Below are 14,654 nucleotides of genomic sequence, written 5' to 3'. Positions count from 1 at the left end.
AGATTAATAGTGTTCCAATTCTTTTTCTGGAATTGGCAACCTAAACCCACTGAGTGGTATCGATACGTTGTTGAGATTAGTTACGTTAGGAATGTTCGTAATTTTATTACGTTTCATGTAGAAGAATAATTGGCCTTCACCATAAAACTCTTTCACATATTCCTTTGTAATTTGATCGTGTACTGATGCTGGGTCCGATAATTTATCTAATTCCAATCCTCTATGATCACGTACTGCATTCAAATAAGTCAAGGCAACATTTGGATCCTGCTCACACTCTGCTAAAATGTAATACATTTCACTTTTCCTTACTAGCGGCACTATATTGCGTGAACGAACTAACCTGTCAACAATACCTTGTTGTAGCTGGTATTTCTTCAAAATTCTAAAGGAATAGTTGCCATCTGTACGCCATACGTAAGTAAGACGGTAATCTTGAATTTTGTTATCATAGATTTGATCCAAGGTTGGCCCAACGTACAAGAAATCTCCAACATCGGCGTTCGAAGTATAATATGTATCGTACACATCATTCAATACGTTGCAATACACACCAAAGAACATTTCTGTACTGAAAATACGGTCGCCAGATCCTACTATGTTAATATCACTTGCCGTTGTCCATGGGAACAATGCATCAAACTGGTTCAATACATCTTTTGCCGCCGCCGCTGCATTTTCAGTATCACCACGGTACATATAAGCTCTCGCTTTTAATGCTTTCACAGTTGCAAGATTCATTTTACAGTTCAGGAAGTTCTTCGGTCCAGAAACAGTAACCGGGTCTGATACACTTAAGTCTGCAATAGCAGCATCCAAATCTTGCAACACAAAATCCATTACAGTTGTAGACGAAACAGGCTTCTGGTTTTCTGCTTTAAGGGCTTTGTAAATAGGAATAGACGGTGCTGTTGAATCGGCTGAATAAATGGGACCAAATGCACGAAGTAATTCCAAATGCAAGAAGGCACGTAAACCTAATGCTTGCCCCCTGTAATAAATGTATCTTCCTTCTGCAATGTTGCCTTTATATTTCTCCACGTTCTCCAAGTACTGGTTTACACCCGCAATCTGTGCATACATTTTAGTCCAAATGTTAAGCACCATGGCTTTTACTGGTGTTTGTTGCCAGTCGTAACGCGATAAAAAATATTGCGTCGTTGTATTCTTAGATGAAACATAACGTTGTGCCAACACATCGTAGATAAACTGTGAAGTAACACCACCATATAAATCGGGCTTCGCTAGTTCGATATAGAAACCGTTGATCCCTTCTTGGAATCCATTTTCATTTTTAAAAACAACTTGCTCTGGGATTCTGTCCTCAGGTTGTACATCCAGCCACTTCTTACACGAAGTAATGGTGCTGCCTAATACAACTAATAGTACAATATGATATGTCAGTATTTTTTTCATAATTACACATTAAAAAAACTAGAAATTGGCGTTCAATGAAACGGAGAATTTCCTAGAGAATGGATAGGTTAAACCTCTTTCCCTTTTAATAGTAGAAATTCTTAACGGTTCGTTGGCAATACCCGAAATACGGAGCGATTTCAATCTAAGCGCATTTAACCATGAGAAATTCCTGCTGTTGAATGTATAGGCAAGACTCACTGATTCGATGGTGTAAGAGTTTTCTTTCTGAATAAACCTCGACGACATCGGCGTTGTGCTTGTTAATGAAATGGCTTTAAACTTAGAGATGTCACCGGCTGTTTTCCATCTTTCGTATAAGGCACGCTTGTCTTGGTTGTTTTCAACGATATTATAGAAATCGATGTTCTCTACACGGTCGTATAAGGATGAGTTTAAGTAGTCGGCATTGTAATTGTACCTACCAGCTAAATAGAAGTAAAATCCTTTGTACGTTACGGAAGTAGAAATAACACCAGTTAACTCAGGACGAGTACTACCCAATGCTACGCGGTCTTTCGTGTTGTAATCGAATGTTTGTGTACCATCTAACTTTTGGAAGATTTCTCTACCGGTTGCTGGATCAATACCCAAGGAGCGTACCGCCCAAATTGTTTCTGGCGAATAACCATCTCTATAACTTACCAACGAATTCGCTTCGCGTAATTTATCATTCAAGTTATTCAACGTAGTGTTCAAGTTAGAGTAAATCGTATTGTATCTCGATCCCGTTACACCCACCATCCATTGCAAGTTTTTCTGCCTGTTTTGGAGAATGTTATAGCGTAAGTTGAACTCCATACCTTTTACAGTACTGGTACCGGCGTTAAATGGATATCTCGATAAACCCGATGATGGTGATAATTCTACGGCTAATACCATCGGCGATGTTACTTTTTGGTATACGTTCACCTCTAAGTTCAAACGGTTTTCCATCATCGATACATCAAGCCCTAAGTTGTAACTATCTGTTTTTTGTGCTTTCAAATGCGGGTTACCTTTCGTACTTAATACCACACCTTGTCCAAACATATTGTATTGTGAAGGATATACATAAGTAGTAATAGAAGTGTATGAATCGAAGTTTTGGTTACCGGTAGAACCTATGTTACCTCGAACACGTAATGCACTGAATAGATCCAAATCTTTGATTACCTTCTCGTTGTGTAAATTCCAACTTGCACCTAAACCAAAATAAGATTGGAAAGGATTGGCCGCGCCGTAAGCTGTAGAACCTTCATTTCTCCAGGTTACATCAAAGTTGTAGCGGTTGTCATAAGAATAATACAATACACCTACATAAGCCGCTCTTCTTCTCACTTGCATGGAAGCACTTGCCGGTTTGTCGGTATTGTAACCATATGCAAAACGTAAGTTACCATTACTTGCATTCGGGAAACCAATGTAGTTAGTAGTGTTTACACTGCTTTTGTCTTCTTCTACTTCCGCTCTTGCACTAGCATTAATCGAGTGCTTATTGATGTTTTTATAGAACGATAACATCGTGTTGGCAGAGTAACGGAATTGATTAGAGGTACGAATGCCTAACTCACCACGTTTTGTTGGTTCTGTTTGTTTGAAGTAAGAAGTATGTAAGGGTGATTTGAAGGTACGGTTATCTGTATTCGTTGCATTCAATTGCAAGTTGGATTCCCAGATCAACGATTTCGTTAAGTTATACGAAACTTGTAAGTTATTCTGGATATTGAAACTCTGACCTTTATCAAAGTTACCAATAGAGGCATTATATAATGGGTTGGCAATATAAACTGAATCATCGCGTATTTGACCATTGCTGCCTTTATCTTTAAATACGGATAAGAATCGTTGATCTGCCGGGGCTTTTTTGAAATACGGGTTCGTATTCACCCAAGTGGCAAAAGAACCATATGGCGATTCGTTTTCTTTAGAGCCGTTAACGTATAAGATGTTGTTTAAGTTGAGTCGATTTTGCCTGTAACCTACTTGAAGTGTACCCGACCATTCATCACGACCATCTCCTTTCATTACACCTTCTATTTTTCTATAATGGCCACCCAATTCATAGCTAACTGCACCAGAGTTGCCACCCACATAAATACCGTGCTTCTGAGAAACCCCGTTACGCAATGGATCCGATAACCAGTAAGAATCTACGCCACTCAAAACATCTTGCAAGCGGCTATTGTATAAAGGCAAATAGTATTGATAATAATCATCTGGGCTATCGAAGCGGGAATTCGCTTTGTACACATTCGACAATCTTTCAAATTCCAATTTCTCAGCAGCATTCATCCTGTTGTATGACGAAATATCCGGCATCTCGAAGTTGAAATCACTGTTATAACGAATGTTGAAAGTACCTTCTGGTGGACGAATAGTTTCTACTACTACTACACCGTTTGCAGCACGGGCACCATATAAAGCCGTAGAAGCAGCATCTTTCAAAATTGAAATGGAAGAAACGCGGTTCATATCCAAATCAACAATCTGGCGTAAAGTTGCCGGGAAGCCGTTTAAGATAAATAATGGTTGGTTAGGATCTTCAGAATAACGATCGCGCACGGTTTCTGTAGAGATACTGGTTTGACCGCGTAACTCGATGGTAGGGAGCTGGTTAGGGTTCGCACCCGCAATGTTATTCTCCAATACCAAGAACGATGGGTCCAAGGTGCGTAAACTTTGGATCACGTTTGTATTACTGATTGTTCTTAATTGTTGACCGGTATAAGTAGCAGCTGCACCAGAGAACGATTCTTTATTACGTTTCATCACACCCGTTACCACCACTTGGTTCAAATCTTCATCTTTCAAACGTAACTTAATCACCGCAGGAACATTAGTAGCCACGTAATCAACGGGTTGATAACCGATCATCGAAACTCTGATTCTCGATTTTTCGTCAGGAACGCTTAAGCTGAATGTACCATCTCCAAGGGAAACAGTACCTCGCTTATCGCCCACAATACCAATACTGGCGCCTGGTAAGGCATTCCCTTTCTCGTCAACAATCCTACCACGGATAGTAATCTCTTGGAAAGTTTCAACAGGTTTAGGTGCACCAATCCCCAGCTCGTCTCTTTGCTTGATAACGATGGTTTTACGTGTAATAGAGTACGTAAATGGTTGGTTTTTAAATGCCAATTCCAACGCACTTTCTAAAGGTGCATTGCTTAATTGTAAATCAACATTCTTAGCCTCGCGTAACCATTCGGTTTTGTATACGAAGGTGTAGCCTGTTTGTGATTTTATTTGCTCTAGAACTCTTTCAAGTTTAGCGTCTTTCACTGAAATAGACACCTGTTGAGCGTAGCTATTAGCGCTTATATGTAGAGAAACCCCTAAAAGTAAGCATATCATTAATTTCATAATCAGCCAAATTTGTGCTGTACTTCGAAGTGGAACCACGCCTTTGAACCAGGTCAAAGGCATAGCCTTGCCATTTGCAAGAAATTGCATAGATTTGATAATGTTTGGTTAGAAAATAACAGTCCTCGAAAAATTGTTATGCGCACCAACACTGGCCGGTCATGCTGCAACATTACCGGCCTTTTTGTTGAGGGCTAGACATAACTAGTAATTAGGTGTAGAGCAGGGCATACCCCTGCTCGTAATGAAGCTGAAAGAGTTCATGTGTTCTAAGTTTTTGATTGATAAATACTGGTTAGTTAAAATATAATGGTTGGTTGTTGATTTTAAGTTGACAGTCTTTTGCTGAACTCCTTTCTACATGTAAATGATATGTACCTTATTTGTTTATTTCATAATGATTTTTCTACCTTGTAATTCGCATTTTACCCCTGATTGTTGTAACACATTGATCACGTCGGACATAGGATAATCTCTAGGGATTTCGCCCCCGTATTCTTCATCTTTAAATCCTGCACGGTATTCGATTTCCACATCATACCAACGTTGAATCTGGCGCATAATTACCGAAATACCGGCATTGTTTAAAACAAATACGCCATTCTTCCACGCTATCACACTTTCTACATTTACCTTGTTAACTTTTATTTTACCTGTTTGATGTTGATATACTGCTTGCATACCGGGTTGTAATACCACCGACTGGTCGCCACTGGAAACTCTTACCGCACCCGATACCAAGGTGGTGTTTGTAGAAGGTTCATCGGGGTACGACATAATATCGAAACTTGTACCTAGTGCTTCCACAATGCCCGTTTTAGTTTTCACTTTAAATGGTTGCGATGCATTTTGTGCTACATCGAAATAGGCTTGCCCTTCTAATGTAACTACCCGCTCGTTGCCGGTAAATACAGTAGGGTAAGTAATCTCCGACGAGGCATTTAACCATACCGTAGTGCCATCTGGCAATTTCACCTTGAACTGGTTAGCGCGCTGCGTGGATAATTTGTTGTACGATACTTCACCGTTTGTATTGGCATCATACAACAATTCTCCACCTAGCTGCTTAATGGTAGTGTTACCTTGAACTAAAACTTGGTTGCCACTACTATCTAGCGTTACCTGCGACCCGTCGGCTAATGTTAATATAGCTTTATCGGTACCAGGTTTAATTTCTTGATGCGAAATAACAACTGCTTGTTTTGGTGCACGAAGAATAGCATAGCTAACAGGCAAAGCAATGGCGAGTACTACAGCTGCAATTTTCAACAATTTCGGCCATGGCGATACCCGTACGACAGGCGTTTCGCGCATCGCTAAAATTGCTGGAAGTTGTGCAGCTAATCTCTCCTTGATGGCGGGGTCGATGGTGGTCGGGTCCGGCATCTTTTCGATCTCTGCTTGTATTAAATTACTGGCTAGTGGATCTAATTCCTCGCTTCCTAACCATTCAATCAACGCTTGCGTATCCTCGGGAGAACAGCTACCTTCCAATAACCTATTAAATAGGTTAATAAAGTAATCTGGACGTTTCATTCTATATTAATGACAAATGAAAAATAAAAATGGGGGGATGGAATTCGAAAAAATTTTAAAAAAAGTTTTTCGCTCCATATAACGATAATAAAAACAGGGCTGTTACGATATGATTATCAAAATAAAGCCTGATTTTTTTGTTGGCACTTACTAAGTATTCTTTAATGGTATAGGTGGAAAGGTTTAATTCCGCAGCTGCTTCCTTATACGATAAACCTTTTACCTTAATTAATTCGTATACTTTTCCCTGTTGCGGCGTTAATGTACTTAGCACTTGTTGCAATAAAGCCTCGCTTTCTTGGTAGTGTAATGCTTCCTCGATATGTGAATAATGCTCTTCTACGTAAACTTTGAAGTCTTGTAACTGTGCCCGGTCTTGCTTGATCTTGCGGAAGAAATTCACGACCCGGTTATGGCTGGCTTTGTATAGGTAGGCGGCTAAATTTTCAATCTCTAATTCGGCATGCTTTTTCCAAATCCCGGAAAAGATATCTTGTACAATCTCCTGCGTTTGAACCGGGTCTTTTACCATTCGCTGGATAACCACGTACACCATCGGGCTGTAATGATGATACAAGGCCGTGAATGCTTCAGCATCCCCAGCTTGTAAATCATGCAGCAAGTCCGGTTCGTTTGGTAATGGTTGCACGGTCATTGATAAAGTAGCAATTTATTTGGTTGATCAGTCCAAACAAAACTAGTGTTTTCATTTTAATTTCTATAGTACTCATGCCGTTATATATGTTCTACTGGAAAGAATCCTTTACCATGGCTCGTTAGAAGGATTAAATTTTGCTTTTTAACCACTCATAAGTTTCCCCTTACGCTACCGGTTAAGTAGTTAATTGCACTCCGAATGCAGCTTATGACATGATTGTGTTAGAAGGTGTAACTGTTTTTGTTGGTGATGTGATGCATGATCTTTTTCGCATGCTCACGGGAGTTTTCAATGAACCATACATGGGTATCCATACCCCCACATACCACGCCTGCTAAGTAGATACCAGGCATATTGGTTTCCATGGTTAAAGGATTATACGTAGGGTAACGCTTTTCATCAGCACTTAATGCGATGCCCACTTTCTCTAAAAAGGCAAAATTCGGCTGGTATCCTGTTGCTGCTACCACGAAGTCATTCTCCAATTCTACCACGCCATTAGGTGTTTTAATTTTCACATGGTGCTCGCTAATCGACTCCAATTGAGAATGAAAATACGCTTGGATAGAACCTTCAGCAATACGGTTTTCAATATCAGGTTTTACCCAATATTTCACACGCCTGCCAATTTCTCCTTCGCGTATCACCATTGTAACTTGAGCGCCCTTACGGTAAGTTTCCAATGCAGCATCTACCGAGGAATTATTCGCCCCAATCACCACCACTTTCTGCGAAGCATAAAAATGAGGATCACGGTAATAGTGCGTTACTTTGGGTAAATCTTCGCCGGGAATGTTCAGCAAGTTGGGAATATCATAGAAGCCGGTGGCTATCACTACCTGTGCCGCTGTATAGGTTTGTTTAGATGTATTAATGGTATAGCCATTACCATTCGGTATAACGTTATGTACTTCTTCGAAAAGATGAATGTTAATACCAGGAGACTGGGCAACACGACGGTAATATTCCAAGGCTTCTGGCCGCGTAGGTTTCGCGTTGTTCGATACGAACGGCACACCCCCAATTTCCAATTTCTCGGAAGTGGAGAAGAAAGTCATGTTCAAGGGATACCGGTAAAGAGAATTTACCAAGCAACCTTTTTCTATCACTACATAAGATAACCCTTCTGCACGGGCCTCCAAGGCACAAGCTAGTCCAATGGGGCCGCCGCCAATAATCAAGACATCTAACTTTTCGTTCTGCATTATGACAATTCTTTAAACCTAGACAACAAATCTACTTTATTCAAAGTTCTTTTGTTGCATAGCATTGTCATTTTGACGATACTTTATGATTTGATGTCGGCTAGTTTATCCAGCAATTGGTACATGTATTCGTTGATACGACCTACAGCATTGATTTTGCTTTCAATAGTGGGAATGCTTTGGATGTAAGGAGCAGGGAGGATTTCATGTTCGCCGTGTACTAACATTTCGTCAACACCGGTAGCAGTCATTTCTAAATGAAATTGAAGACCTATCACACGGTCGCCATACATGAATGCTTGGTTTTTACAAGCAGCAGACGAGCCGAAGCGGGAAGCGCCTTCTGGTAGTTCGAATGTATCGCCATGCCAATGGAACACTTCGAGGGTAGGGGGAAGAAATTCTAGGAGAGGGGTATGCGCGGCAACATGGTTAAAGCTAACAGGGAACCAACCAATTTCTTTCTGAGGGTTGGGTATAACAGCAGCGCCCAATGTAGCCGCAATTAACTGTGCACCGAAACAAATACCAAGCACAATTTTTCCTTGGTCGATGGCGCGGCCAATCAATTTCTTTTCAACATTTAACCAAGGATAGCGGGCACTTTCATAAACACTCATGGGACCACCCATAATGATCAACATATCAATGTCGGTTAAATCGGGAATTTCTACAGTATCATCCCAATGGGTAACGGTTAGCTCGTAATCATTTTCCCTTACCCAGTGGCCGATGCAGCCCAAACCTTCGTAGGGAACATGTTGGAAATAATGAATGCGCATTGTAGGCATAGTATTTAAGGGGTGAATTGTTGGCAAACATATTCGGACCTATAAATTACAACTTATTTCGGATTTGCTATCAAAAATGCGCATTCAATGCAGTTAAGATAAAAACATGATTCCCAATAAAGCTAATACACTAATAAATACCCACAATAAAACCCCTTGCAGCAAGGCTTTCCAGCCAATTACTTGCAAGGCCTGTTTCGATAAACTTGTACCAATAAAGAACAACGTTAAAACCAAGCCCCATTTGCCCAATTGCACAAAGAATGGTGCCGCTATGTGAATGGCCGGTACATAAGTGTTTAGTACCATCGCAATGATGAATAACAAGATGAAATAAGGCAATTTCACTTGGCGCTCACCTGTTTTAAAGGTGGTGGCAGTTAATAAGGCTACAGGTACTATCCATAAAGCACGTGATAATTTTACCGTTGTAGCAATTTGTAAAGCCTCGTTACCATACTTTGTAGCAGCTCCTACAACAGAGCTAGTATCGTGAATGGCAATAGCACTCCAAAGCCCGAATTGATGTTGTGTTAAGTGTAAAGCATGCCCAATTACCGGGAATACAAAAAGCGCGACGGTATTCAGTAAGAAGATGGTACCCAATGCAACAGATAGTTGTCTTTCGTTGGCTTTGGTAACCGGGGCTAAGGTAGCAATGGCACTACCCCCGCAAATAGCGGTACCGGCAGAAATTAAATAGCTTGTAATACGATCTATCTTCAACCATTTCCCTAATAATAACCCCAATAATAACGTACTACAGATAGAAACAAATGCAAACACAAAGCCTTCTTTGCCTACCTCGAATGCCGCCACTGCATTCATGCCAAAGCCTATACATACCACCGATACCTGCAATAAATATTGCGTCACTTTAGCCTGTATTTGTGCAAATGGATGGGGAATACATTGTGCTACCAAAGCGCCTAATAATAAAGCAAACGGTGCATTCATGAAGGGAAGAAAACAGCAGCACAATGCCAATAAGAAAATTGCTTTGTGTTTGCGTAATGCCTGCCCAGTGATACTTTGTGCCATGTCGATTTGAATTGATTACAAGCACAAAGTTCCGGTAGTGTTATAACTAAGTCAAATTGTAAAATGTGATTAGTTATAACCTGTAGTTATGATTTTTTATTCTTTAAGTATTGAATTGTATTTACAATTCCTTTTTGGTAGGAGGTAGGTACGAAGTTGAATGCCTGTTGGAATTTGGAAGAATCGAAGAAATAAGGGGCGTCGTATTGATACATCATTTCTTTGCTTTCACGGATGGTGCTATTGAAAAGCCCCCCGAGTGTCATCATCCACGGTGCAATGATAGAGGTTTTGGGTTCTTTGGCTAACACTTCACATGCTGTAGAAATAAAAGCCTGCATAGTTAGCTGCTGCGCATCGGTTGGTAAATGCCAAGTTTGATTATAAGCTGAAGGCGTATTGCCGAGTATAGCGGTAGCCTGGCCGGCATCGGGTGTATAGGTAAATGAATGTACAAATTCTGTAGAGCCTAGCCACTGTGGTGTTTTACCTTTCACTAAGTTGTCGAAGATCAAGTTCGCAACACTGTTGGTATTTCTAGGACCGTAGAAGTCGGCTGAACGGGCTATAATCACAGGGATGGTGTTGCGCTCTATTTCATGTATTAACATTTCTGTTAACCTCTTTCTTACAACCCCTTTCCGGCTAACAGGTCGCATAGGCGTATTCTCGGTCATTTCGCCTTTAACTTTACCATATGCATATACATTATCGAAAAACACCAATTTCGCACTGCTCTTTATACAAGCGTTGATCACATTTTGCATGATCACCGGCCACTGGGCTTCCCAAACACTCGATTTATACGGTAAGCCTATGGTGAGATATACAATTTCGCTGCCTCTTACAGCATCGCAAGTTTGTTCGTAATTGAGTAAATCGGCGGAAAATAGTTGGTCAGATTCATTCACAGGTTTGGGTGCACGGCTCACGAGTCGAATATCATTCGTATAATCTTTTAACGCCTTCGCTAATTCATAGCCGATAACGCCGTTTGCACCTAGGATAGTTTGCATGTTTGATTGTTTATGGGTCTTTATTGATTAGGAAGACGAACCAAGAGCCGCCATATTGTACAACAACAAAAATTATGCTTGGTTTGCCAAGTATTGCGACTTCAACAATGAAAACATCGTCATATCGTAATGTTGGTTATTAAACAACATCCAGTCGTGTAATACTGCTTCCCGGGTAAACCCGTTCTTCAGTAAAACCTTTTCCGATGCGAGGTTCCCAATCATCACTTCCGCTTCAATTCTATTCACCGCTAAGTGTTCAAAACCAAAATTTACGACCCTTTGTAAGGCTTCCGTTAGAATACCTTTATTCCAATATTTAGATTGCAAATCGTATCCAATGTTCGCCCGGTGGTTTTTGGTGAAGTTATTAAACCCAATAGTACCAATGATTTGTGGTGAATCTTCCAACGTTATACCCCAGCGAATACCAGATTTTTCATTGAATTTCTTGATATAAAACTCAATGAAGGGTTGCGCATCTTGTAACTGTTTGAACGTATGCAGGTTATAAAAGCGGGTTACATGCTCGTCGCTAAACAACGCAAATATGTCCTCCAAATGCTTCATGGTAATCGGAACAAGTGATAACCTTTTAGTTTGTAATTTAGGGAACACGGTAAGTGGGGCAAAATCGGGCACTGTTATCATCTGGTAATTGTTGTTATACTAAAATAATAAAAATCAGTGTTTTTTGTTTTCCAGTGTGGCTATTTTCTTCACCAATTACGAAAGAATGGCTTGCCCTGTAAACTTATATGCCTTCCATATTCATTGCCGTAAGTTGCCCTTTAGTACCTGCTATATTTCCTAGTATGCCTAGTTATTATCCAAGTTAATTTACTATAGGTTTCCTGTAAGTACCCTGTAAATTCCCTGTAGTTTTCAAGTATGTTTCATGTAAGATCCATGTAGTTTCTAAGTAATTTCCATGTAACTACCATGTAATTCCATGTAATGAACAAGTAGTTTGATGCTTATAACCCTATTGATAGCCAATGATTACCCTATAATAGCCCTTATTATGACTAATAGAAGTCCTTATTGCCTATACAGTTCAATAGGGTAATTATACTATTTTAACTTTCGGTGTTTACAGGCTTTCTTCCCAAGTTAATGGGGCAGGAAGCGTATCTGTTGTGAATTCGATATGGATAACGCGGCGGGAAGCTTGGTTAGTTGTTCGGCCAGAGGCATGTAAAAGGAGGGGTTTCATGATCATAATGCCACCGGCTTCTACACAGCAGGTATCTTCCGTTTCAAGGGTCCAATCGATTGTTTCGGGGCGATAGAGACCTTTATTATGCGAACTTGGTACCACGCGTAATGCACCATTTTCTTCGTTGGTATCGTCGAGGTGGATACGGAGGGTGAAGATGTTTTGTAGGTAGGATAGGGGTGGTTGAACAGCAAAATACCCAGGCTTCTTTGTCCACGGACCAAAGCCGGGTACATCATGCCTCGATGTCACAGAAATCGTTAAATCATGGTGGTAACTCACGAACCAGTTTGAACCTCCTGGTTTATCGAAATAGATAGACTTCACAGGCCGCAGTTTGCCTGTTGAAAGACTAGCCAACACATCTTGCAAAGCTGCATTATTCAGTATCCCCCAAGCCGCCGGTACTTCGTGTAAAAAGCGCCTGATGGCAAATAATTCATTCGATCTACGGAAACGTTCATTTTGTGTAGCTTCTTCAATAGCAGCCATCAGCTGGGCACATTCTACCCGTGTATAAATAGCCGGCAATAAGGCGTACCCTTTTCTTGGATGGATAGCATAAGTTACATTGTAAATTACAAGAAAGAAACGCGTTTATTCCTCTATGTTTGCGCCATTGGTATCTTCGGTAGGAACAATACTAAGGTCGTTATCTAACATTTGAATCTCAGTAAAGTATTTAGGTGAAATCTGCTTCGTGGTTTTAGCCTCCAATTCACGCAATCTTTCCACCCTACCAATAATGGTATCGCCCCTCCTGGTACCATCTTTTAAATGATCCATGGCGGCTTTATAGTTCTTATTAGCATTCTCTAAGCCAATACCTACACCTTCCATAGAATCGAGGAACCTTACAAATTTATCGTACAAGGCGCCGCATTGTTTGAAAATTTCCTCTACATTCTGCACCCTATTTTCTTTTTGCCAAATCATCTTCACCATTTTCATTGCGGCAATAAGCGTAGTAGGTGTTATAATAACAATATTCTTCTTAATCGCACGTTCAAAAATGCTAGGTTCTTCATTCAGGGCCAAGGTAAGCGCCGATTCGAAATGCATAAACATAAACACAAACGGTGGTGCTTTTAAATCACGTAAGTGATGATAATTCTTAGCCGATAGATCATCGATATGTGTAGTGATATTACGCACGAGTTGTTTTAAATACCCTTTCTTTTCATTTGGATCGTGCGCATTGAAGTAATGAACATAAGCATTTAGCGACACTTTACTATCAATTACGATGCTATTACCATCGGGTAATTTGATAATCATATCGGGCTTGCGTATTTGTTGTTGTTCTTCGTCGAAGTATTGGTTTTGTTCTGTATAGTCGACATACTTCTGCAACCCTTCTGCTTCTAGTATCACGCGCAAGCGTTCCTCGCCCCAGCTACCTTGCACCTTCACATCGGCCTGAAGGGCCCCCGCTAAGTTCTTAGCATCTTCGCTGAGTTGATTGTTGAGCTTATGTAATTGTTCGATTTCTTTTTTCAGGGAAGTAATATCTTGAATATCTTCTTTACGGGTATCTTCTACTGTTTTTTTGAAGTTCGCTAAATCGGTTTTTAGTGGCGTAAGAATACCATCCATACTTTGCAAATTCGTGAGGGTAAACTCTTTTGAATTGGCGCGCAATATTTCTGTTGCAATATTCTTGAACCTTTCTTCTGCTTGGGATTGTAATTGTTCTACCTCTACTTTAAAATCCGACATACGATCCATCAAATGTTCATTCTCTTTCTTCAATGCCGTTAGCTCCGTATTCAAGTCCAAAATCTCGTTATCCTTCATCTGCACCGTCATCTTCAAATCTCCTCTTTCACTATCTTGCTCGCGCAATTGTAACATTGTATGTTGATGTAATTCCCTCGAAACATATTTCGCATCCACCTCTTGCTTACTCAACTTCTGCGCACTCTCAATTTGCAATTGGCTAAATTGTGATTGCAGCTGCTCAAATTGCAACTTACTAACACTGCCACTGCCACCTTGCAACTTCCCCACAAAATACCCTACTAATCCCCCCAATATTAATCCCCCAACCAACAATAGTACTTCCATCATAACAATAAAAATTTGACCAAACCAAAGATAGGAAAATGCATTTGCGAAAAATTACGGGAAATATGCACACATGTTCATAACCCCCACCATACCCCCACCCACAAACAAACAAATAAACATCTCCACCACCAATAAAGAAATCCCAACGCCCGGCAGCACAGTACCCCAACCGCCTAATCACGGCTCCGATAAAACGCCCCTGTCGTTCACGGGCGTTTTTCGCCTTTCTTTGGTTACTTTCTTTGGCGAGCAAAGAAAGTAACACACTAGGATGTAATTAAAATTAGTATGGCCGCTCCCCGATTAAAATCAAAAAAGGCCTTCCCAAACAAATGGAAAAGCCTTTTTTTAAAA

At 40.5% G+C, this 14,654-nt stretch carries 11 protein-coding genes; all 11 read right to left on the bottom strand.

Going from position 1 to position 14,654, the window contains the following annotated elements; genetic code table 11:
• Positions 1–3 precede the first annotated feature (3 nt).
• Positions 4–1,416, bottom strand: a complete 1,413-nt coding sequence (locus LX64_RS22280) for a RagB/SusD family nutrient uptake outer membrane protein (RefSeq protein WP_111599911.1) — start codon at positions 1,414–1,416, stop codon at positions 4–6.
• Positions 1,417–1,434: 18 nt separating this feature from the next.
• A complete protein-coding gene (locus tag LX64_RS22275; RefSeq protein WP_158538709.1) occupies positions 1,435–4,764 on the bottom strand; it encodes a SusC/RagA family TonB-linked outer membrane protein in 3,330 nt (1,109 codons plus the stop codon).
• 387 nt (positions 4,765–5,151) lie between these two features.
• Positions 5,152–6,300 (bottom strand): FecR family protein, encoded by a 1,149-nt coding sequence (locus LX64_RS22270; protein ID WP_111599909.1) that lies wholly within the window; start codon positions 6,298–6,300, stop codon positions 5,152–5,154.
• Between the two features lie 55 nt (positions 6,301–6,355).
• Positions 6,356–6,955, bottom strand: coding sequence for an RNA polymerase sigma factor (locus LX64_RS22265; protein WP_111599908.1), 600 nt, complete (start codon positions 6,953–6,955; stop codon positions 6,356–6,358).
• Positions 6,956–7,179: 224 nt separating this feature from the next.
• On the bottom strand, positions 7,180–8,163 hold the full coding sequence (locus LX64_RS22260; RefSeq protein WP_111599907.1) for a YpdA family putative bacillithiol disulfide reductase: 984 nt from the start codon (positions 8,161–8,163) through the stop codon (positions 7,180–7,182).
• A gap of 83 nt (positions 8,164–8,246) precedes the next feature.
• Positions 8,247–8,945: a type 1 glutamine amidotransferase gene (locus tag LX64_RS22255; protein ID WP_111600005.1), complete on the bottom strand. Its 699-nt coding sequence runs from the start codon at positions 8,943–8,945 to the stop codon at positions 8,247–8,249.
• Positions 8,946–9,047: 102 nt separating this feature from the next.
• On the bottom strand, positions 9,048–9,995 hold the full coding sequence (locus LX64_RS22250) for a YeiH family protein (protein ID WP_111599906.1): 948 nt from the start codon (positions 9,993–9,995) through the stop codon (positions 9,048–9,050).
• An 86-nt stretch (positions 9,996–10,081) separates the two neighbouring features.
• A complete protein-coding gene (locus tag LX64_RS22245; RefSeq protein ID WP_111599905.1) occupies positions 10,082–11,011 on the bottom strand; it encodes an NAD-dependent epimerase/dehydratase family protein in 930 nt (309 codons plus the stop codon).
• Positions 11,012–11,083: 72 nt separating this feature from the next.
• Positions 11,084–11,662 (bottom strand): GNAT family N-acetyltransferase, encoded by a 579-nt coding sequence (locus LX64_RS22240; protein ID WP_211324870.1) that lies wholly within the window; start codon positions 11,660–11,662, stop codon positions 11,084–11,086.
• 442 nt (positions 11,663–12,104) lie between these two features.
• The gene (locus LX64_RS22235) at positions 12,105–12,788 is read right to left on the bottom strand and encodes a phytanoyl-CoA dioxygenase family protein (protein WP_262511796.1); all 684 of its coding nucleotides are present in this window, start codon (positions 12,786–12,788) and stop codon (positions 12,105–12,107) included.
• A gap of 39 nt (positions 12,789–12,827) precedes the next feature.
• Positions 12,828–14,300, bottom strand: a complete 1,473-nt coding sequence (locus LX64_RS22230) for a DNA recombination protein RmuC (RefSeq protein ID WP_111599903.1) — start codon at positions 14,298–14,300, stop codon at positions 12,828–12,830.
• Positions 14,301–14,654: the final 354 nt, after the last annotated feature.

The organism is Chitinophaga skermanii, assembly GCF_003259335.1.
In the GTDB taxonomy this organism is placed as follows: Bacteria; Bacteroidota; Bacteroidia; order Chitinophagales; family Chitinophagaceae; genus Chitinophaga; species Chitinophaga skermanii.
The sequence above is the reverse complement of the archived record's forward strand: the minus strand, read 5'-3'. Positions and strand labels throughout refer to the sequence as shown.